19 protein-coding genes are annotated in these 21,031 nt (G+C 70.1%); 13 read left to right on the forward strand and 6 right to left on the reverse strand.

Features of this window, described 5'->3' with window-relative positions; translation table 11 throughout:
• Positions 1-39 precede the first annotated feature (39 nt).
• Positions 40-1,557, reverse strand: a complete 1,518-nt coding sequence (locus CU044_RS29880) for a hypothetical protein (protein WP_129771867.1) — start codon at positions 1,555-1,557, stop codon at positions 40-42.
• 333 nt (positions 1,558-1,890) lie between these two features.
• Here CU044_RS29880 and CU044_RS29885 point away from each other — a divergent pair, with 333 nt between their 5' ends.
• The 4 genes from CU044_RS29885 to CU044_RS38825 all read left to right on the forward strand — a co-directional run bounded on the left by CU044_RS29885 (position 1,891) and on the right by CU044_RS38825 (position 4,677).
• Positions 1,891-3,519, forward strand: coding sequence for a phage tail sheath subtilisin-like domain-containing protein (locus tag CU044_RS29885; protein WP_129771868.1), 1,629 nt, complete (start codon positions 1,891-1,893; stop codon positions 3,517-3,519).
• 77 nt (positions 3,520-3,596) lie between these two features.
• The gene (locus tag CU044_RS29890; protein WP_129771869.1) at positions 3,597-4,040 is read left to right on the forward strand and encodes a phage tail protein; all 444 of its coding nucleotides are present in this window, start codon (positions 3,597-3,599) and stop codon (positions 4,038-4,040) included.
• Entirely contained in the window at positions 4,040-4,522 is a 483-nt protein-coding gene (locus tag CU044_RS29895) for a hypothetical protein (protein ID WP_129771870.1), read from the forward strand. The genes CU044_RS29890 and CU044_RS29895 overlap by 1 nt, the downstream gene beginning before the upstream one ends.
• Positions 4,519-4,677: a DUF6760 family protein gene (locus tag CU044_RS38825; RefSeq protein ID WP_014153881.1), complete on the forward strand. Its 159-nt coding sequence runs from the start codon at positions 4,519-4,521 to the stop codon at positions 4,675-4,677. Before CU044_RS29895 ends, CU044_RS38825 begins: the two co-directional genes overlap by 4 nt.
• Positions 4,678-5,608: 931 nt before the next feature.
• On the opposite strand, the gene CU044_RS29900 is transcribed toward CU044_RS38825, so the two are convergent.
• Entirely contained in the window at positions 5,609-7,348 is a 1,740-nt protein-coding gene (locus CU044_RS29900) for a hypothetical protein (protein WP_129771871.1), read from the reverse strand.
• Positions 7,349-7,934: 586 nt separating this feature from the next.
• On the opposite strand from CU044_RS29900, the gene CU044_RS38830 reads away from it, so the two are divergent.
• From CU044_RS38830 to CU044_RS29935, 8 genes are all read left to right on the forward strand, one after another.
• Entirely contained in the window at positions 7,935-8,084 is a 150-nt protein-coding gene (locus tag CU044_RS38830) for a hypothetical protein (protein WP_165372001.1), read from the forward strand.
• A 135-nt stretch (positions 8,085-8,219) separates the two neighbouring features.
• The gene (locus tag CU044_RS29905; RefSeq protein ID WP_129771872.1) at positions 8,220-8,657 is read left to right on the forward strand and encodes a phage tail protein; all 438 of its coding nucleotides are present in this window, start codon (positions 8,220-8,222) and stop codon (positions 8,655-8,657) included.
• A 3-nt stretch (positions 8,658-8,660) separates the two neighbouring features.
• Complete coding sequence (locus CU044_RS29910; RefSeq protein WP_129771873.1) at positions 8,661-9,383, forward strand: LysM peptidoglycan-binding domain-containing protein; 723 nt, start codon at positions 8,661-8,663, stop codon at positions 9,381-9,383.
• Positions 9,383-11,185, forward strand: coding sequence for a VgrG-related protein (locus tag CU044_RS29915; protein ID WP_129771874.1), 1,803 nt, complete (start codon positions 9,383-9,385; stop codon positions 11,183-11,185). Before CU044_RS29910 ends, CU044_RS29915 begins: the two co-directional genes overlap by 1 nt.
• Entirely contained in the window at positions 11,185-11,628 is a 444-nt protein-coding gene (locus tag CU044_RS29920; RefSeq protein WP_129771875.1) for a GPW/gp25 family protein, read from the forward strand. Before CU044_RS29915 ends, CU044_RS29920 begins: the two co-directional genes overlap by 1 nt.
• The gene (locus tag CU044_RS29925; RefSeq protein WP_129771876.1) at positions 11,628-13,586 is read left to right on the forward strand and encodes a putative baseplate assembly protein; all 1,959 of its coding nucleotides are present in this window, start codon (positions 11,628-11,630) and stop codon (positions 13,584-13,586) included. The genes CU044_RS29920 and CU044_RS29925 overlap by 1 nt, the downstream gene beginning before the upstream one ends.
• Before the next feature lie 62 nt (positions 13,587-13,648).
• Positions 13,649-14,248, forward strand: a complete 600-nt coding sequence (locus CU044_RS29930) for a phage tail protein (protein ID WP_129771888.1) — start codon at positions 13,649-13,651, stop codon at positions 14,246-14,248.
• Positions 14,245-15,627: a zinc ribbon domain-containing protein gene (locus CU044_RS29935; RefSeq protein ID WP_129771877.1), complete on the forward strand. Its 1,383-nt coding sequence runs from the start codon at positions 14,245-14,247 to the stop codon at positions 15,625-15,627. Before CU044_RS29930 ends, CU044_RS29935 begins: the two co-directional genes overlap by 4 nt.
• 166 nt (positions 15,628-15,793) lie before the next feature.
• Here the strand turns inward: CU044_RS29935 and CU044_RS29940 are convergent, their stop codons facing one another.
• Entirely contained in the window at positions 15,794-17,074 is a 1,281-nt protein-coding gene (locus CU044_RS29940; RefSeq protein WP_240045931.1) for a peptidoglycan DD-metalloendopeptidase family protein, read from the reverse strand.
• A 210-nt stretch (positions 17,075-17,284) separates the two neighbouring features.
• Between CU044_RS29940 and CU044_RS29945 the strand changes: the two genes are divergently transcribed.
• Positions 17,285-17,521: a hypothetical protein gene (locus CU044_RS29945; RefSeq protein WP_129771879.1), complete on the forward strand. Its 237-nt coding sequence runs from the start codon at positions 17,285-17,287 to the stop codon at positions 17,519-17,521.
• Positions 17,522-17,676: 155 nt separating this feature from the next.
• Here CU044_RS29945 and CU044_RS29950 read toward each other — a convergent pair whose 3' ends face one another.
• The 3 genes from CU044_RS29950 to CU044_RS29955 all read right to left on the reverse strand — a co-directional run bounded on the left by CU044_RS29950 (position 17,677) and on the right by CU044_RS29955 (position 20,280).
• Positions 17,677-18,873, reverse strand: coding sequence for an IS110 family transposase (locus CU044_RS29950; protein ID WP_240045932.1), 1,197 nt, complete (start codon positions 18,871-18,873; stop codon positions 17,677-17,679).
• Between the two features lie 347 nt (positions 18,874-19,220).
• A complete protein-coding gene (locus CU044_RS38835; RefSeq protein WP_165371998.1) occupies positions 19,221-19,358 on the reverse strand; it encodes a hypothetical protein in 138 nt (45 codons plus the stop codon).
• A gap of 463 nt (positions 19,359-19,821) precedes the next feature.
• Positions 19,822-20,280 (reverse strand): hypothetical protein, encoded by a 459-nt coding sequence (locus tag CU044_RS29955; protein WP_240045933.1) that lies wholly within the window; start codon positions 20,278-20,280, stop codon positions 19,822-19,824.
• Between the last annotated feature and the right edge of the window lie 751 nt (positions 20,281-21,031).

The following is a 21,031-nucleotide window of genomic DNA, read 5'->3' on the forward strand; positions in this document are numbered from 1 at the left end:
CCCGCAGGGCGACCGCGGCGGCTTGAGAGCGAAGCCGGTCTACTCCACCGGTGCCGGGAGCCAGTCCTCGGCCGTCACCGTGCCGGGAGCGTCCTGCTCATTGATCCAGCCCAGCTTCGTCTTACTGAGCGTCAGCTCGTCGAGCACCCCGGTCTGCTCAGCCGCGAACAGGCCCTGGTACTCCTTGATCCTGTTCTTGAGGGGCTGAGTCGGCTTCTCCTTGAGCTGTATGTGCTTCTGGAGATAGTCTATGTTGATCTTGGTGTACTTCGCCGTCATGGCCAGGTCGCCGTCGTCGAACTCGGCCTGAGTGCCCCAGAGCAGGACGTTCCGTACCCACGGCACCTCCGGGCTGGGCTCGTCATCCTTCAGGTCCAGCGACTTCATGCCGGCGAAGTGCGCTGCCAGGAGCGCGGTCATCGTGGAACGGCCGAGGTTCCCGAGCCCGTCGTTCTCCGTCAGCCGGCTCAAGTCGCCGTTCGCCGCCTTGTGCGACTGCTGGAAGCACTTCAGCGCCTCCGCGGTCGCAGGGTCCAGCTTGCCCACCGCGTGCGTGGCGGTCAGCTTGCAGTCGCCCGCTCCCTCGACCAGCCGCACCTGTGCGAACTGCACGAAGAGGTTCGGCGGGTCCTCCGACGTGATGGGCAGCGGACCCCGCTCAACCTCTTCCTTCTTCTCCTCCCCGCCGCCGCCACCGTCGTCCTTGGGCTCATCGGCGGGCGCGGCGTCCTTGGAGGGCTCGTCCTTCGGCTGCTCCGGCTCCTCCGGCAGCGCGGTGGCCGCGGCCTTCTGGAGCTTCTCCTGCGCGATGGTGCGGACCGGCGCCTTGTAGGCGAACCAGAGCACGAGGCCGGTGATGGTGAGCGCGAGCAGCAGACTCAGTGTGGTCATCATCCAGAGCGGCAGCAGGCTGCGCTGTACGTACGTCCCGCTCACCGCCACGGGTTTGAACCCCGAGCGCCGCAACGACAGTTCGTACGGCCGCTCCTGCTTCTGCCCGATCCAGGTGATCTGCCGGGGCTTGAGAGTCGCGTCGACGAAGGCGGCGCGGCCGGGTTCGATCTGGACGTTGGACGGGACGATCTCGTACGAAAGGTCGTCGCTGCTCTTGTCGTCGCCGCCGATCGACGCCGTGAGCAGGGTGTTGCCGAGGTTGTCGACGGCCAGCTTGGGCCGGCCCCTGAAGCGTCCCTTGACGGTCTCCGGGACCAGCTCGGCCCGCACTTCCATGAACGTGGTGAACGTGACGTTCCCCTCGGCGACCGTGGTGGCCTCAGGGTGCTCTGTGGGCAGGATGCGCACACCGTACGGATGCGGACCCGCGGTCGCGTCCGGAGTACGGGGCGGGGCGAAGTTCAGCTCCACGATTCCGGTGGTTCCCGGAAAGAGCCTGATGGACGGGGGTTCCACCGTGACGTACGGAGCGACGTCGCCGACCGCCTCGAAGCGGTACTCATCAACGACGTCGCCGGTGTTGCGCAGACGCAGTCGTACGGTGGTGCTGCTGCCCGGGTCGACCGTGGTCGAGGCGGGCTCCAGAGATGTCCAGGTGGTCACCCGATCGACGCTACTTCCCACCGGAGAGGCGACGTAAGGGGCCACCGGGTAGCCTCGCTGCCCGAAAGGTGGCGCTCGTTGCCCTCAAACCCCTCCGCGTGAATCCCGGGCCGGGGAGGCGGGCTCCCACCGTTGCCGAACCCCGCGGTGCGCCCCCGGTACCTCCCCACTGCGAGCCCCTGGTGGCGGGACCCGCCGCGCAGCCTTCCTCCCATTGCCCATGAGGGCATGCGCAATGCCCTTGACAAGGCACTGAAGGACATTTACCCGGTCGCGCAGGGGCGGCGAAGGTTAAGTCTGGTCCTGATATTGGTACCCCGAGGAGAGCAGAGCATGCCGTCTTACCTGTCGCCGGGCGTGTACGTGGAAGAGGTGGCCAGCGGCTCTCGTCCGATCGAGGGGGTCGGTACCTCGGTGGCCGCATTCGTCGGGCTGGCGCCCGGCGGTCCTCTGAACGAGCCGACGCTGGTCACCAACTGGACCCAGTACGTCGCCTCCTTCGGTGAGTTCACCGACGGCTACTTCCTGGCCCACTCGGTGTACGGCTTCTTCAACAACGGTGGCTCCGCCGCCTACGTGGTCCGTGTGGGCGGGGCGCCCGGCGGAGTCACGGGCGCGCCGGGCGAGGGCACCGACCCGGTCAACGGACAGCGCGGCCGGTCGGCCGTCGCCGGCGGTGCCGCGGCGCCCGCCGAACTGACGGCCGGGGAGCCCCAGGCCCTCGGTACGTTCAAGGTGTCGGCCGTCGCGCCCGGCGAGAGCGGCACGCTCAGCGTCGAGGTCACGGACGCCGAGGGCGAGGGTCCCGCCGAGCGCTTCCGGCTGGTCGTCAAGGACGGCACGAAGCCCGTCGAGACCTTCGATGTCTCGGCGAAGAAGAACGCCCGCAACTATGTGGTCACGCAGGTCAAGGAACGCTCCAAGCTGATCTCCGTGCAGGAAGCGGTCGCGGCCTCGCAGCTCGCCCGCCCCGACAACCAGACGGTCGCACTCCCGGTCCCCGTCGCCACCGCGCAGACCCCCGCGGTGCCGGACGCGGTGGAGGGCGAGTCGGTCGGCATCGCCGAGTACCTGGGCGACTCCTCGGACCGTACCGGCTTCGGCGGTCTCGAAGCGGTGGACGAGATCTCGATGGTCGCCGTCCCCGACCTGATGGCCGCCTACCAGCGCGGCGCGATCGACCTGGAGGCCGTGAAGGCCGTCCAGCTCGGTCTGATCGCCCACTGCGAACTGATGGGCGACCGACTGGCGATCATCGACCCGCCGCCCGGCCTCAACGCCCGTCAGGTCCGGGTCTGGCGCCAGGAGACGTCCAACTACGACTCCAAGTACGCCGCGCTCTACTACCCGTGGATCAAGGTCTTCGACCCGGCCGGCGGCCAGACCCGGCTGATCCCGCCGAGCGGCCACATCGCCGGCATCTGGGCACGCAACGACTCCGAGCGCGGCGTGCACAAGGCTCCCGCCAACGAGGTCGTACGCGGCGCTGTCGACCTGGAGATGCAGATCACCCGCGGCGAGCAGGACCTGCTCAACCCGATCGGCGTCAACTGCATCCGCACCTTCCCCGGCCGCGGCATCCGCGTCTGGGGCGCGCGCACCCTCTCCTCCGACCCGGCCTGGCGCTACCTCAACGTCCGCAGGTACTTCAACTACCTGGAGGAGTCGATCCTCAACGGCACGCAGTGGGTGGTGTTCGAGCCCAACGACCAGGCGCTATGGGCCCGGATCCGCCGGAACATCTCCGCGTTCCTGGTGACGGAGTGGCGCAGTGGCGCGCTGTTCGGCGCCACGCCGGAGGACGCCTACTACGTGAAGTGTGACGCCGAGACCAACCCGATCGAGTCGGTGGACCTGGGACGGGTCGTTTGCCAGATCGGTGTCTCGCCGGTCAAGCCCGCCGAGTTCGTGATCTTCCGGCTGGCGCAGTTCTCCGGCGGTAGCGGCGAGCTGGAGGAGTAGACCGTCACACACCTCCGACCCCCGCTTGACCGCGCGTACAGCCACAGGTCCCCGCATCAACGGAAGGAACGGCTTTCATGACTCTCTCCCAGGGTGACGCCCTCACTACCCATAACTTCGGCCTCCAGATCGACGGAGTCATGGTCGAGTACCTCCACGCCGTGGGCGAGGTGGGCATGGAGCAGGACGTCATCGAGTACCAGCAGGTCTCGGCGAACGGCCATCCGATCACCAAGAAGATGCCCGGCGTGCAGAAGGCCGGTGAGACCACCGTGACGCGCGGTATGGAGCAGTCCGCCGCCTTCACCGAGTGGATCAACGCCTCGCTGCGCGGCGACATGGGCTCGGCCCGTAAGAACGCGAGCATCATCTACATGGACTACCAGTACAACCCGGTCAGGCGGCAGCACCTGCGCAACGCCTGGTGCACCAAGGTGATGGGCGCGGCGGCGACGGCGGGCGAGGCATCCGTGATGACCGAGACCGTCACGATCGTCTACGAAGAGCTGGTCACCGAGTAATGCGCCGCGGACCCGCCAGGCCCGCCACCGACGCCGCTGCCGCCACCTCCGCTCTCGCGGACGTGGCGGCCCCGGCCGTCGCACCGGCGGAAGCACATCCCGTACGGCAGCAGTTGCGGACCGAGTTCGCGTTCGAGCTGCCGCGCGGGTACGTGGACGACATGGGAACCGTGCATCGCGAGGGCGTGATGCGGCTGGCGACCGCACGGGACGAGCTGATCCCGCTGCGGGACATGCGGGTGCAGGAGAACCCCGCGTACCTCTCGGTGGTGCTGCTCGGCCGGGTCATCACCCAGTTGGGCACCGTGGCACACATTCACGACGGTGTGGTGGAGAACATGTTCGCCTCCGACCTCGCCTTCCTGCAGGACTTCTACCGTCAGGTCAACGCCGAGGGCCACACCAGGGCCGGAGTGTCCTGCCCGCACTGCGAGCAGCCGTTCGAGGTCGAACTCGGCGGGAGCCGCCTGGGGGAATCGTGACGTACGCGACCGACCGGATCCATGAGGAGATCGCGTACATCGCCTACCACTTCCACTGGAATCTGGACGACATTCTGGACCTCGAACACCGTGAGCGGCGGCGATATGCCGAGCAGATCGCCACGTTGGTGACGCGTGCGGCAACGGAGCGCTGATGGGCATATTCGACCGGCTCAAGGGCCGGAGCCACGGCCGGGACCGGGAGCGGAGTGTGGCCGGGGGCGGGGACGGTACGGTTCCGGACCCCGCCCCTGAGGCATCCGCCGGTGCGGGCAAGGGTGTTGGTGCCGCTGCTTCCGGTGGGGGACGAGGCTGGGCCTCTCTGCCGCCGATCCAGCGTGTGACGCTGGCGCCCGCGCGGCAGACCATCGCGTCCCCGGACTTCGGCGGTTCGCTGACCGCCTGGCAGAACCACTCATTCTCCGGGACGCTCTCACATGCCGTCCTGGACGGTGCTCCGACCGGTCTCTTCAAGGACTCGCTGTCTCCCGCCGTGGCCCCTGCGGCGGGCGGCCTCGGCGCCGCCAGGCTCTCCCTGCCGGTCATTGTCGTCGACGACAGTGACGGTGACGGAGGGGGCGGCGACGCGGGCGGCCGGGGCCAGGGGCCTTCGGTCCAGCGTGCCGTGGGTCCGCGGGTCGCCCCCGTACGGCCCCGGCCGGGGCCGTACGCGCCTGGGGCGCTGACACGGGCCTCCGCCCTGAGCACGGTGCGGCGCAGGGTGCTGCCCGCGGTGGCGCCGAGCAGGGCGACGACGCCCGCCCCGGCGGCTTCGGGCGCAGCCGCGCGGACATCGGCGACGACGCTCGCGCGGATGTCGACGCCTGCGTCTTCGTCTTCCGCTGCGTCTTCTCCGGCTCCTGTTCCGGCCCCGACTCCTGCTGTGACTCATGCTGTGACTCCGGCTGCCGCCGTTCGCGTCCAGCGCTCCGAGGGTGACGAGGACGGCACGCGCGGCGGGTCGGCGCGGATCGAACCGCCGGGGTCCGGCCCCCGGCGGCCCGGCCCGACGCGGGCGCCCAAGGCGGCGCCGCCGGCGGACCGGACACCCCCCGCCCACACCTCCGCACTTCCCGTACAACGACGTCAGGCGAATGCTCCCGGTCGGGCGGCCGAACCGGCGAGCGCCACGCCACCCCGGCGCCCGCTGCTCGGGCCTCCGTTGCCGGGACCGGCGGTTCCGCCCGCGTCACCGGCGCCGGACACCTCGCGGACTTCACCGGTGCGGGGGCGTCGTGGCATCGCAGGGTCCGTCGTGCGGCCGGCCCCGCAAGGGCCCGCAACGCTCGCCGTCCCGCCTCCGGGCGGTTCCGGGGGCGAAGCGGCGTCGGGGCCGGCGCGTGCGTCCAGCAGTGGCGGTAACGGCGGAACGCCGCCTGTACAGAGGACACCGGCGGCCGGGCCAGGAGCTGTTACGCGCCCGGCCGTCGCGTCGGGAGCAGGTACGTCGGGCGCCGGTGCGCCCGCACCTCGTCCGGCCGTCCGGCCGAAGCTGGGCGCTCCGCTTCGTGGGCCTGTCGGCGGTCGGGCGGCGAACCCGCCGGCTTCCCCGGCGGCGCGTCGGCCGACCGGCGCCCCGGCTTCCGGCGGCACACCCCCCGCACAGCGTTCACCGACGCTCGGCGGGCCTGTGGGCGCCCCGGTGCCACCGTCCGTACGGCCGTCCTCGCGGCCCGCGACGCCTGCCACACCCGTCGTGCCCGCCACTCCTCCCGCACCGGCGCTGCCCGTACAGCGGCGCGACGCGTCTGACGGTGCGTCGTCGGGTGGGAGTCGGCCGACGGGTGCGGGGGCTGGTTCGGTCTCCGGGGCTGGTTCGGTCTCCGGGATTGGTGCCTCGAACTCCTCCCACTCCACCAAGTCGCCCGAGACTTCCCGCTCTTCCGGCTCCGGTACGGCTGCGAGCGGCGCGGTGCCGGGGTCCGGCACCGCCGCTGGACAGCCCGTCGTACCGACGCGTGCGGACTCCGCGGTGGTGGCCGATCCCACCGGGAAGACCAGCGGTCCGATCCCGGTGCAGCGGCTCGCCGCACCGGCAGCCGGTGCCCGTACCGGTGATCTCTCGCTCCCCACGCGTCCGGCGGTGGTTCGCGGCTCCGGTCCCGCAGCCGTCGCCCCGGCGGCCACCGGTGGCGCGCAGGTGTCCGGTGTTTCCGTTCGACCGCCGGCGGGTTCCGGTGGCGGCGGCGCCAACAGGACCACTCCGTCGGCGAGTTCGACACACCCCGTGGTCACGGGCGGCCACGGAGCCGCTCGGTCGGCCGCCCAGCCGCTCGTCCAGCGGGCAGCACCGCCCACCTCGCCGGTGGGTTCCACACGGTCGGTGCCCGTGGTCGGCGCCGGTCCCGCGCCCGGTTCCAAGCCCATTTCTGCGGTGGGGAAGCCGGTGCTGCCCGCCGTGAACGACGGGGCGGGATCCGGCCGTCCGGACGGCGCGTCGCCCGCGCGGCGGTCGTCCCTCGCCCCGGCCTCGGCACGGCCCCGGCCCTCGGCCCAGGCCCCCGTCCCCGCCTCCGCTTCTCCCTCCGCCTCTGCCTCGGGCACCACATCCGTGCCGGCCTCCCGCACCCCTGTCGCTCCGACGACCGCCCTGCCGTCCGTGGTGCGGTCGCCCGCTGTGTCCGCGACCTCAGCCGTGCCCCTGGCGTCGGCCGACGCGCCTTCGGTGTCGAGGCCGATGCCGACGCGGGTCGCCCCGCTGGTGGGTTCGTCACGGCCGGTCACGGCCGCCGGGTTCACGCCGTCGCCGACGAGCGACCCGAGGACCGCCCCGAACGCCGTGCGTCCGCACCGCGTCAGGGCCGTCGCCGAGGCAAGTGCGGCCACGGGCAACGCCGGTGCACCCGCGGTCACGGGCATCGGCACCGCTGGAGCTCCCCGGCTCGCCGTACAGCGTTCCGCATCGTCGTCGACGCCGCCGCCTGCCGCCCTCCGTCCGCTTTCGCGGACAGCCGCCCACTCCGCCCACCCCGTGGTGGCTCCCGCCACAGCGTCCGCGCCTGTGCAACCCGGCAACGCGGGACACCAGTTCCATGGTGTGGCCGAGGCATTCCCCGTCGTTCAGCGCTCCGCATCCATGTCCGCGTCGGCGCCGCCCATTCCGGGCGGGATCGCCCGTACCTCGGTGACGGATGCTCCCGCCACCTCCGTGGCCGGACCTGACCGGAGCCCTGTCGTGTCCCTCGTGCCCGCGCGGCCCGCTCCGGCCGCCGCGCTCCCTGTCCAGAGGTCGTCCGCGAACCTGGACGCGCGGCCCTCTCCGCCCCCACCGCCCCCACCGCCGCCTCCGCCGCCACCCCGGGCACCCGCACCCGCGCCCGTGCGGGTATCCGCGCCGAGCCGCGCCCCGTCCGTCGCGGTGCAACGGAGCAGCAGTGGCGGCGGGAGTTCTCCGGAGCGGCCCGTGCCCTCCGTGACCAGTCAGTTCAAACCGCGTGACTTGGAGGAGGACCAGATGGCCGAGCTGGTCCACCGGCTGATCGGGCCGATGACCCGGTTGTTGCGCACCGAACTACGGCTCGACCGCGAGCGGATCGGCAAGCTGCGCGACCCACGCCATTGACCGGCCCCGCGGGAGCCGAGCCGAGGCACACGATCCGGCCCGTGAACCGTGCACCCGTAAGCCCACGACCTCCGCAAGACCGACCCCGCCGGACCCCGACCCCACGCATGTGGAACCGCAGGAAGGCCCCACCCGATGCCCACGGAACTCGACGCAGGCTCCACCATCTTCTTCAACCTCACGATCGACGGTGAGAGCCTGGGCAACTTCAACGGTTGCGAAGGGCTCTCCTCCCAGGTCGAGATCGAGCAGCGGCAGGAGGGCGGCAACAACGGATTCGTCTGGCAGCTGCCGTCCCGTGTCACCTTCTCCAACATCACGCTGACCCGCCCCCTCACCGAGGAAACCGCGAAGGTCGCGGAGTGGATCTCCTCCGTCACCACGGGCGTGACCCGGCCCACCGGGCAGATCGCGGCGCTGCGCGCCGACGGTTCGATGGTCGCCCAGTGGGGGCTGATCGACGTACTCCCGGTGAGCTGGCGCGGTCCTTCCTTCGATCCGGCGAGCCCCGCCGTGGCCACCGAGGTCCTGGAGATCGCGCATCACGGGTTCACGGACGCGGGGGAGGCGTAGCCGATGAACCTCTCCAGCTTCGGCATCGGCGACAGCCTGGTACGGGCGACGCTCGCCATCCATCAGCCGCCGATCGGCAGCAGCACCCGTCCGGGCGCACTGATGAAGACGTTCAATTTCGACTTCAACCCGTCCCAGTTGTCGCTGACCCGCAGGGCCCAGTGGAAGACCACGCCCACCGCCGCGGTGCGGGACGGCGCGGTACCGGAGTTCATGGGTCCCGAGCCTCGGGAGATGACGGTGGAGATCTTCCTCGACCGTTCCGACAACCCGGACAGCAGCGATGTGCGCAAGAAGGTCGAAGCGCTGTTCTCCTGCTGCGAGACGACCAGCGCCAGCATCGCGGCCAAACAGCCGTCGACGCCGTGGGTGATCTTCGAGTGGGGCGCCTTCTCCACCGCCCGCTTCAACGCCTACGTCAGCTCCGTGGAAGCCCAGTACACCCTCTTCAACACCAATGGGATGCCGATCCGCGCCGCCTGCCAGGTGAATCTGCACGAGATCCCGAGCAGCACTCCCGGTCAGAACCCCACCTCCGGCGCGCTCACCACCCGCCGGGTGCACCGGGTCGTGGCGGGCGACTCGCTCCAGCTCCTCGCCTGGCGCGAGTACGGGGACGCCACCGAGTGGCGCACGATCGCCGAGGCCAACGACATCGACGACCCGAAGGTGCTGACACCCGGTGTCGAACTGATGCTTCCCGCCGCTGAAGAGGTCGGCGCCTGATGTCCGACATCGGTTTCTCCAACATCCTGTCGGTGAAGATCGCCGGCAAGAAGCTCACGTCCCCGGAGGACAAGAAACTGGTGGAGGGCTGGGTCGACTTCGGCGCGGGGGTCCCCGGCGCGTTCCAGCTCAGCTTCCGTGACGACAAGAAGGACGTCCTCTCCAAGCTGAATGTCGAGATCGGCGTGCCCGTGGTCATCTCGCCCCTCTCGGACGGCAAGGGCACCCCGCTGATCACCGGCGAGGTCACCGCGCTGGAGACCGACTACGACCGCACCGGTACGTTCACCGTCATCCGCGGCTACGACAAGGGCCACCGCATGCTCCGGCAGCTCAGGGTCGCGGCGTACAAGAACAAGACCGCCACCGAGATCGCCGTCGAACTGGCACGCAAGAACGGCATTCCGATGGGCAAGACCCAACGGACCAAGGGCCAGTACGAGTTCATCAGCCAGGCCAACGTCACCGACTGGGACTTCGTCCAGCGGCTCGCGGACGAGAACGAGATGGTGATGTCCATCAACTCGTTGGGCAAGTTCCAGTTCGTCAAGCGGCAACACGCGGCCATGGCTCCCCCCGAGAGCATGCCGAGCGACAAGAGCGCCCTTCTTCTGAAGGGCGGCGAGGACATCCTGCGCTGTCGCGCGGCGGTCACCTCGGCCGACCAGGTGACCGCTGTCGAGGCGCGTGGCTGGAACGTCACCACCAAGCAGCCCCTCGTCTCCAAGTCAGCCGCCCTGGACAACTCGGGCTTCGCCATCGGTACGACGCCGGCCGAGGTGTCCAAGTCGTTCGGCAAGGCCGAACTCGTCCACACCGACACGCCCTACGACAAGCTGGACGAGGTCAAGCACGCGGCCGACGCCCTGGCGGGCGATGTGACCTCCTCCTTCGCCGAGGTGGAGATCACGGCGCGCGGCAACACCGAACTGCGTCCCGGCCTGGCCGTCACCCTCAAGGACGTGGGCAAGCCGTTCCAGGGCAAGTACACGGTCACGGCCGCCCGCCACACCTTCGGCGACCAGGAGCACTACCAGACGTTCCTGAACGTCAGCGGGCGGCAGTGGCGTTCGCTGTACGGGCTCGCCTCCGGAGGCGGCGCGGGGAGTCCGGCCAGGCTGCCGAGCGTCGCCAACGCCCTGGTCACCGACATCAAGGACCCGTTGCGTCAGGGCAGGGTCAAGCTGAAGTTCCCGTGGCTGGACGACATGTACGTCAGCGACTGGACCCGTACCGTCCAACTCGGCGGGGTCAAGGGCGGCAGCATGATCTCCCCGGACGTGGACGACGAGGTGCTGGTGGCCTTCGACCGCGGCGCCTTGGACCACCCGTACGTCATCGGCGGCCTCTACAACGGCGTCGACAAGCCGGACCCGGTCGACGTGCCGGTGTACGACGCGACGCGCGGCAACGTCACCCGGCGCACCCTGTCCGACCGCAGCAACAACCGTGTCGACCTGCTCGACCAGAGCGTCGGCCTCAAGCGCGGGGTGCGGCTCTCCACCGGAGACAACAGGCTCACCATCAACCTGGACCGGACCAAGACCGAGATCGTCGTGGACAGCAAGGGAAAGGTCTCCATCAGAGGCACCGGCGCCGTGGCCATCAACGCGGGCGGCAACCTCTCGCTGAACGCGGTGGGCTCCCTGACGATCCGCAGCGGCGGACCGATGAACATCAGCGCCGGTGTCTCGCTCCAGATCTCCGCGGGCATCAATATCGGTCTGGAAGCGGCCACGATCAAATCCAGCGGCATCCTGACCTCCAACTTCAAGCCGGTGCTGACAGTAGGAGGAGTCTGATGGCAGAACAGTTCGTCGGCTCCGGCTGGGCGTTCCCCATGCGTATCAGCCCCACCGGCGGAATCGCCCTGGTCAGCGGGGAACGCGAGGTCGAGGAGGCCATCCGGCTCGTCCTGTCCACCGCGCCTGGTGAGCGGCCGATGCGCCCCGAATTCGGCTGCGCCATCCACGACATGGTCTTCGCCCCCGTCAACGAGGCCACCGCGGGCCGCATCCAGCACGAGGTGCACAGCTGCCTCGACCGCTGGGAGCCGCGCATCGAGGTGGACGATGTCGCGGTGACCGCAGGATCGGAACAGGGCGTGCTCTTCATCGACGTCCGTTACTCGATCACGGGCACCAACAACCCGCGCAGTCTGGTTTTCCCGTTCTACGTGATCCCCTCCCACGACGGGCCCGAGGGGTCCGGCACGTCCGACGAGCACCTTGGAAGCGACCGCTGATGGCCCTGCCCTCTCCCAACCTCGACGACCGGCGCTTCCAGCAGTTCGTCGACGACGCCAAGCGCTACATACAGCAGCGCGCCCCCGAGTGGACCGACCACAACGTCTCCGATCCGGGCGTGACCCTCGTCGAGACGGTCGCCCACATGGCCGACCAGATCGTGTACCGGCTCAACCGGGTGCCCGAGAAGAACCACCTGGCGTTCCTGGACCTCATCGGGATCACCCTCTTCCCGCCCTCCGCCGCGCGCGCCGACGTCACCTTCTGGCTGTCGGCGCCGCAACAGCAGCCCGTCGTACTGGCGACGGGCACCGAGGTCGCCACGGTCCGTACCCAGACCGAGGACGCGGTGGTCTTCGCCACCGAGCGTGAACTCACCGTGGTGCCATGCGAGTTGTCGTATCTCGTGGTCCAGCCCTCCGGACAGGAAGCGACCGACCGCACATCGGACCTCGCCGAGTCCACGGACGTGCACTGCTTCACGGAGGCCCCGCGCCCCGGTGACCTCATGCTGTTCGGGCTCAGCGCCGCCGTACCGGAGTGCGTCGTCGTCCTGGAGCTCGACAGCCAGGTGGACGGTGTCGGCGTCGACCCGAGGCAGCCGCCGCTCGCCTGGGAGGCGTGGACCGCCGACGGCTGGGCCGCCTGCGACGTCGACCGGGACACCACCGGCGGACTCAACCGCCCCGGCGAGGTCGTGCTGCACGTCCCCGGCGGCCACGCGCTCTCCCGCACCGGACGGCGCGAGGCGGGCTGGCTGCGCTGCCGGGTCACCGAGCCGGACCAGGGCCGGCCGTTCTACACCACCTCGCCCACCATTCGCTCCGCCGAGGCGTTCAGCATCGGCGGCACCACCGGCGTCGTGCACGCCGAGACGGTGCGGGACGAATCGCTGGGGGAGTCCACCGGGCTGCCGGGACATCGGCTGCGGCTGGCCAACAGCCCCGTCGTCGGCGACGCGCAGCCGCTGCTCCTGCAGATCGCCGAGCGCGACGGCTGGGTCGACTGGGAGACCGTCGGCCACTTCGCCGCATCGGGTCCCACCGACCGGCACATCACCCTGGACGCGACCACCGGCGAGATCGCCTTCGGCCCGTCCGTACGCGAACCCGACGGCACTCTGCGCCAGTACGGGGCCGTACCGCCCAAGGGCGCGCCCGTCCGGGCCCGCCGCTACCGCACGGGCGGCGGAAAGGCCGGCAATGTCGCCAGGGGCGCCATCCAGGTGTTGCGCGACTCCATCCCGTACGTCTCCGACGTCGTCAACCGGGAAGCCGCGCGCGGCGGGGTCGACGGCGAGACCGTCGAGGAGGCGAAGCTCAGGGCGCCCATCGCGCTGAGTGCGCAGGACCGCGCCGTGACCCTGCGGGACTACGAGGAACTCGCCCGGCGCGCGGCGCCCGAGACCGCGCGCATCACCTGCCTCGCGGCCGAGCCGGACGAGCACGGCGCCCACGCCGTACGGGTACTGGTCGTCCCGCAGGCCGTCTCCGATCCGGGTGGCCGGCTGCGCTTCGAACAACTCGTGCCGGGCGACGCCCTGTTGGGGCGCATCACCCGGTACCTGGACGAGCGGCGGCTGATCGGCACCCGGCTCGCGGTCGGACCGCCGTTCTACCAGGGGGTCACGGTCGTCGCGACCGTGCACGCGTTCCGCGGCACCGACACCGACCGGGTCAGGCGGCAGGCGCACGACGCCCTGTACCGCCATCTCGACCCGTTGACAGGGGGAGCGCACGGCACGGGCTGGCCCTTCGGCCGCCCGGTGCAGGCGGGCGAGGTGTTCGCGGTGCTGCAACGGGTGCCCGGCGTAGAGCTGGTGGACGAGGTGCTGCTGCACCCCGCCGACCCGCTCAGCGGCAGACGCGGTGACCCCACCGAGCGGATCGATCTCGAACCCCCCGCGCTGGTCTTCTCCTTCGACCACCGCGTCCGGGTGATCGGGGACGCGTCGTGACCACGAGTGGGAGCGCGCGCGGCTCCGTCGACGGACTCGGCTCCTCGGCCCCGCTGGGCGTCATGCTGCCCGCGGTGTTCGCCGACGACGATCTCGCCCAGCGCTTCGTCGCGGGTATCGACGAGGTCTTCGCGCCGCTCCACAACGTGCTCGACTGCCTGGACGCCTACTTCATGCCGTCGCTCGCGCCCGTCGACTTCACCCGCTGGCTCGGCAGCTGGGTGGGCGCGGAGACCGAGGGGCACGACGCGGCCGGACGCGCCGACGGACCCGCAGGCCGCGATGGTTCGGAATCCCCGCTCACCGCACCGGCCACCGGCCACCCGCAGGACACGGACGCGACGGTCGCGCTGCGCGCCGCGCTGACCGCCGCCGTACGGCTGCACCGCATCCGCGGCACCCGGCGCGGACTGTCCGAAGCGGTACGGCTCGCCTTCGGCGTGGAGCCGGAGATCACCGAGAGCGGCGCGGCCACCTGGGACGCCAGGCCCCTGGGCCCGGTCCCCGGCGAGAGCCGCCCGCACCTGCACGTCACCGTACGGCTGCCGGAGCCCGGCCCCGCTGCCGAGTACCGGCTGGAGCGCCTCGTAGCGGCGTCTCGCCCCGCCCACATGCCCTACACGGTCCAGGTGACCGCCGCCGAAAGGACTTCCGACAGGTGACCAGTCAGCAGGCTTCCTCCTCCACGCCACCCTCCTCCGAGGGCGGGGGCGACACGGGGAACAAGCCACGCCACTGCGCCGAGTGCGGCACGCGGCCGACTCCGGGGCAGTCCTTCTGCGACGGTTGCGGCGCGGTACTGAGCTGGACCCCGGACACACGGGCACGGGATGCGGGTGCGGCAGGTCGGCAGGGCGCCGCGGACGCTCCCGGCTCGGGCGCGGGCAGGGGTACGCCGGCCGATGCGGATGCCGATGCCTGGGCGGACCCGGTGCGCGAGCCGGCACACGGACCGGTGCGCACACCCGTACACGAACCCGAGCGCGACTCCACGCACGAGCCCGTACAGGAGCCCTTTCGCGAGCCCGTACGCGCCGATTCGCCTCCGGTGCCGTCCGAGGACGACGACACCCTGCCCACCATCCCGGTGACCCCCGCCGCGACGACCGCCTCCCCGGCCGCCGCGAGCCCGGCCCCGGACCCGGACGCGAGCGCGCGGGCCAGGGCACTGCTCGTACCGGTCGCCGACCAGCGCGCCGCGCCCGTACCGGAAGTCGCCCCGGTCCTCCCGGGCATGCCAGCCGCCGCCCGCCCCCGGATCCAGGCCCCCGGCGGCGAACCCGCCGACGAGACCGGCCCCCCGTGCCCCTGGTGCGAGGTCGGCAACCGCCCCGACCGGCACTTCTGCCGGCGCTGCGGCATGTCCCTCGCGCGGCGCCTCGGTGTCACGGAAGCCCGGCGCCCCTGGTGGCGCCGGATGTGGGACTTCGGTAACGGCCCGACGCCGTGGGCGGGCGACCGTCCGAGGACGCGCCGGGGGATCGGCCGCGTCTTCAGCTGGATCGCTTACGGCCTCGCGCTCGGGCTGGTGATCTACGCGGCGTTCAACGTGAGTACGGCGTGGAACGTGGCGCGCGACCACTTCTCGAAGCGGGCCCAGATCACGCCGGACTCCGCCGCGGCGTCCCGTTCCTTCGGCAGCCACCCGCCGAAGCTGATCTTCGACAAGGTCAGCAACAGCTGGTGGGGTCCCGGCATCTCGGGGAGCGCCGAGGGCGAGTGGGTCGAGGCGCGCTTCGAGGAACCCACCCGTCTGCTGGACATCCTCATCACGTCCGGCATCTCCACCAAGGCGCCCGACCTGACCGAGGCCGCGCTGCCGCACCGGATGGACGCGGTCATCACGACGTCCGACGGCAAGAAGACCACGCGCCACATCACACTCGACCAGGTCAGCGGCCCTCAGCAGCGGAAGTTCCGGGCGCAGAACGTCATCAGCGTACGGTTCGTCATACGCTCGGCATTCAACGTCGGCACCGACAAGCAGGTCTCGATAGCCGAGATCGAGTTCTTCACCCGCGCCACGAGCAGCGGCTCGTAGGCCCCCGGCCCACCGCCGCTCCACACGGGCAGACCCGCCTCCCCGACAGACCTTTGCCGAAGGTCAGGTCGGGGAGGCGGACGTGTTCAGCAGTCCGTGCGCCAGGGCGCCGGTGGGTCGGCCCCCGCCGAAGCCCACCGCCGCCGAGACGCCGTCGAGTCCGTCCTCAGCTGACCAGGCCCTTGCCACGCAGGTACGGGACGGGGGAGATGTCGGACCCGAAAGCGGGTCCGGTGCGCACCTCGAAGTGCAGATGCGGCCCCGTGACCTCGCCGGTCGCGCCGGACCAGCCGATGAGCGTGCCGCCCCGGACGCTCTGGCCGACGACGGCCTTCACCTCGGAGAGATGGGCGTACTGGCTGTACGTACCGCCCTCGTGGCGGACGACGACCTGGTTGCCGTAATCGCCGCTCGCTCCGGCCGTGACAACCTCGCCGGGGCCGATGGCCTGGACCGGCGTTCCGGTGGGAACCACGAAGTCGACGCCGGTGTGCACGCCGGTGGACCAGGAGGAGCCCCGCTGGTGGTACGGGGTGCCGGCCACTCCTTCAACAGGCAGGGACCAGCCGCCGGCCACCTTGCCGCCGACGGGGACGACCATCTGGGGGGCGGACTTCACGACGGCCTTGACGTACTCGTAGGTCGCCCCATCCGCCCCGCTCGCGCGTGGCGCACCCCCGTACTTCTCGACCGTCTTCCAGCCCACGTGGTGCCCGGCCAGGGCCAGTTCCAGGGGGGCGCCCCGGTATCCGGGGTTCTTCTTGGCGGTACGCAGGAGTCCGCACATCTTCTTGCCCAGTGACGGTATGGCGTCCGCCGGGTCGAGGATGTCCCTGACACCGTCGTTGTTGCCGTCGACCCCCTCGGTCTCCCAGTCGGCGTCGGAGAATTGCGTGATACCTCGGGTGACGGGCCGGTCGGCCCGCGACCCGTCGGAGAGTTCGTCGCCCAACGAGCCTTCCTCGGCGGGTAGTTCGCCGCGAAGGCTTTCCTCGGAGAGACTCTCTTCGTCCGTCTTCTTGTCCGTCTCCGTGTTGTTCTCCGCTGCTCGCTGTTCCTCGGTCCGCGGGTCCGTCAGCGAGCCCCCGCCGTCCGCCGGTCCGTCGGCCGCGACCGAGCGGACCCTCGGGTTGAAGTTGCTTGCCTGCTTCAACTGCGCGGCCAGCACGGGCGCGGTGAGCAGCTTGTCGTCACAGTCGGCCGCGGCGTCGCGTATGAGCTTCGCGTAGATGACGGGCACACCCACGTCGCCCGCCTTCAGCGCGGTGCCCGTCGGCGCGGGTACGTCTCCACCGGCCGCCTCATTGTCGTCGAGGCTTCCGAGCAGCACGGCTCCGACTCCGATCGATATCGGCGTCACCACGACCCCGACGATGACCGGTACCATCCAGCGGGCGATCCTCACAGGCCCGACACCCCCTACGTCGACCGTCGCGGTGAGCCTCACTATGCCATCCGCCGCGGTAGCCCCTACCGGGCGGCCCCCACGGACCCCGCGCCCCCGGCGATGGGCCGGTTCGGAGCCCAACTGAGTCAGTTGCAGGGGGAGTTGCGTCCGGTGGCCAGTCCCCGAGCGCGGCGGCTGATCCGGCCAGCAGTTGAGTGTGGTGGATGGTTGGTGCTGGCGGGGTCGATCTGATTCCACGTCCTGCGCACGATGATCGGTACCTACGTGACGCACGCCCGCGCGGTGGTGATCTCCGAGCGCCAGGACGACCGGAAGGCCGAGCTGCTGGTCGATCTCACCGATCCGGTATGGGAAGTCTTCGGCTCCCGGGGCTGGCAGCGTGGGCCCCGGCTCCTGCCCCGGTCACTCGAACGCCTCGCGGCCACCCTCGATGCGATCAGGGCCGAGGTCGACCGGCAGCTCGATGTCTCGGCATCGGCTCCCTGATGGCGCGTCCGCGATTCACGGGCAGGGGAGGTCGCGTCGCGTCGCGTGAGCTCACCGATCGGGGGAGCAGACCCGTTGGCCTGGACGGCAGCCTGCCGGCTCAGGTAGCTCATGGGGAGTGAGATACGCGCAGGGGGGTGCCCCTATGTCTTCGGTCAAGCTGATGGGGCGGGTTGGGGTTCGTAGATGGTGCCGTCGCGGAGCATCGCGAAGAGCACGTCGGCTCGTCGTCGTGCGAGGCAGAGGAGGGCTTGGGTGTGGTGCTTGTGGTGCTTGCCTTGGCTGATCATCTTGTCGTAGTAGGTGCGGGAGGCCGGGTCGGCGAGGGCTGCGAATGCGGAGAGGAAGAAGGCGCGTTTGAGCTGCTTGTTTCCGCGCCGGGAGGGTTGTTCGCCGCGGATCGAGGAACCCGAGCTGCGGGTCGCCGGGGCGAGGCCGGCGTAGGCGGCGAGGTGGGCGGCGGAGGGGAAGCTGGATCCGTCGCCGACGTCGATGAGGATGCGTGCTCCGGTCCTGACGCCGATCCCCGGCGTGGACGTCAGGACCTTCGAAAGAGGGTGTGCCTCCAGCAGTTCCTCGATTCTCGAAGCGAGGAGTTTTCGCTGGTCAAGCACTGCTTGGAGCGAGCTGGCGAGGCTGGGGACGATCAGTGCGGCCGCGTCCGTGCCCGGGACGACGACCGTCTGTTCGTCCAGCGCGGTGAAGATGTCCTCGACCAGCCGCTCGGCCATCCGCGGTGCCTTCGGACGTATCAATGTGATCAGTCGCCGTCGTCCGGCCTTGCGGATCTGGGCCGGGGAACCGAACTGGTCGAGGAGCTTGAGCACGGCCGGATGCCGCACTCGCGGCCCCAGGACCCGCTCCAGCGACGGATGGATCTGGGCGAGCAGGCCCCGCAGCCGGTTGCTGATCCTTGTTGCTTCGCCGGCAAGGTCGTCGTCGAAGCCGACGATCATCTCCAGCTCGGCGATGGTCTCGTCCTCGAGGTCGACCGAGCGGAGTGTGTGGGGCATGACGCGGGCGGCGTCCACGATGACGAACGCGTCCCTCGCATCTGTCTTCGCCTCGCCCGGGTAGAGGTCGGCGATCCGCCGCATCGTCAGGCCCGGAAGGCAGGCGACCGGGCAGCCCATGTCCCTCGCAACCGCCAGTGGCAGGGCACCGATCGAGGCCGGCTGGTCGACCACCACGAGGACGGCCCCGTGCTTGGCCTGCAGTTTTCCGAAGACCTCGCGGAGCTTGGGTTCGCTGTTGAGGCGGCCGTCCCCCCATTGCCGCCCTTCCAGCGACAGGTACGTACCCGTACTCGCGCCCTCCTTCGGCCAGCGGTCCGAAACGCTTGGGATGGGCACCCGGCGGATTCTCGACGCCTACAAGCCCTACAAGGAACAGGGATATCCAGGCGATTACCGCTGATGGTGAACGAGCACGAAACCAGTCACGCACGTGCCCTGGAGCTCGTACGATGCGTAGATGAGGGCTCGTACTGAGGCTGCTGCGTCGCCATGACCCGCGACCTCCTCCCCTCATTCCGCCCCTACACCACCGCCAAGGGCGTACCCGACCTCATGCACGCACTCGCCGCAGCCGGGGCAGCATCGTTGTAGGCGACAACAAGGGGCGTGTCAGTCTGTAGTCCGTTGAGGCTGGTCTCACGGAACGTGCGGTCGCGCACGTGGTGCGGGAGGTTCTCGATGCCTCAGTGGCCTCTGATGTAGGTGGCGAGTTCAGTGCACGTGGCGTCGAAGACGCTCAGGCTGGTGATCAGGTAGACGCGCTCGATGGTCAGCTTCCCGGTGCTCAGTCGCGTCTCCGACGATGATGTTCGGGCAGGCACGGCATCTGGATGTGACACCCCCACACACCGCTCCGGACGACGACGGACGGGCGGTTTCAAAAAACTCGACCTCACGTGAGGCTATGTTCCTGAAACCGCCCGCCAGGACGACGAACCTCGGCCGCGCCGGCTATGCCGGCCCGGTGGCCAGGACGTCCAGGAGCCGGCGGGCCGAGTGCGGCGACCGGTCTCCGTCGTCGACGAGCGCGAGCAGCGGTGGCAACCGTTCGACCGCGCGCCTCAGGCGACCGGCCCGGACGTGTTCCGTGGTGTCGCGCAACGCCTGCTTGACCGAACGCCGAGTCCAGGCCGCGGAGTCCAGGCGCTGCGCCCAATGCTGTTCGTCCTGGTACGGCAGCCACCGGCCTGCCTGACAGTCGTCGACCAGGGCGCCGGCCGCGCGCTCCAGCAGCGCCCGGCTTCGGTCGTCGGTGATGTGAAGGTTTCCCCTTGAGTCAGGTGCTCAGGTGGTGCACTGCTTCGTGGACGCGGGAGACCACGCGCTCCAGGCGGCACCGGCGGCTTGGGCATGTACGCGGATGGAGACCTTCTTGCCCGGTTGGCACACCCATCGGGTCACGGTCCCCACCGCTTCGGGGCCGAACTCCTGGCCCGGCCCGACGTTGGTGCGACTGTTGCCCATCTTCGTCCAGCCGGTGGCACCCTCGACCATCCCGAACGCCTCGTACGAGACGGTCAACGCCCTGTTTCCCGTGTTCTTCAGCTTGACGTACGCCGTCACGTGACGAAAGGGATTGTCAATGCCTCCCGTCTCCGAACTGATACAGCCGTGGACGGAGACGCGACCGGTCGACGCACCCCCGCCGCAGGCGATCGTCACCGCCTGCGCGTCGCTCGCCGGGACGGTCACCATGGTGAGCGCCGCCGCTCCCAGGATCGCTCCGATACGCATCGAATGCATGATTCCGTTCCTCCCTGTTGGTGGTTCCTCCGCCTCACCATGAAGTGGCCCGAGGGGCGCCGGGCGATTCCAACGAGTTATTCACCCAAAGAGACGCCCTGCACAACATGGATTGAGGAACGGCCGGCACCCGCGTGAGAGACAATGCATCCGGCGCTCGATCACGGTCCCTCTCGACCCACCGACGGCATGGTGCCGATGCCCGGAATGTCGCGAGGCAAAGGCCGACTAGTGGGGGCGGCGCCTTCGTTCCCCCGGGTGGCTACCCGCGGCGGGTGTCGGAGATCTGCCGGGAGCGGGCCGGTTATTTGCCGTAAAAGCAAACAGATTTGCTTGTGTTCCCCAAGGTGAGCGCACTCTCCAAGGCATCGGCACGACGGTCGGACCGCCACGCTCAGGAGTGCGCTTCGACGCGCCGCATCACGGCATGCGGCTCGCCGGTCGCAAGTCCTGACGGCGGTCGCGGGTGGCAGCCGCCTACCGAGGAGAACACTGTGTCCAGCGATTGTGATTACCTCGATGGCGACGAGGTGGCCGAGTACGACAACTCCTGCGGCTGCGCCTGCTGGACGGGCGGCCCACGATGCTGGAGCGGATGACGTACACCGAACCGGTCTCGCGGAGCGGATGACCGTGTTGATCTGGGCTGCGGTCGGCGGCTCGATCAGTTCCTCGCACATCTGCCGCATCAGCTCGGCCCGCACCTGCTCTTCGCGGCGTTCCTCTCGCCAGATCATGTCCCCCAGTTGCA

Source organism: Streptomyces sp. L-9-10, assembly GCF_004151105.1.
Taxonomy (GTDB): Bacteria; Actinomycetota; Actinomycetes; order Streptomycetales; family Streptomycetaceae; genus Streptomyces.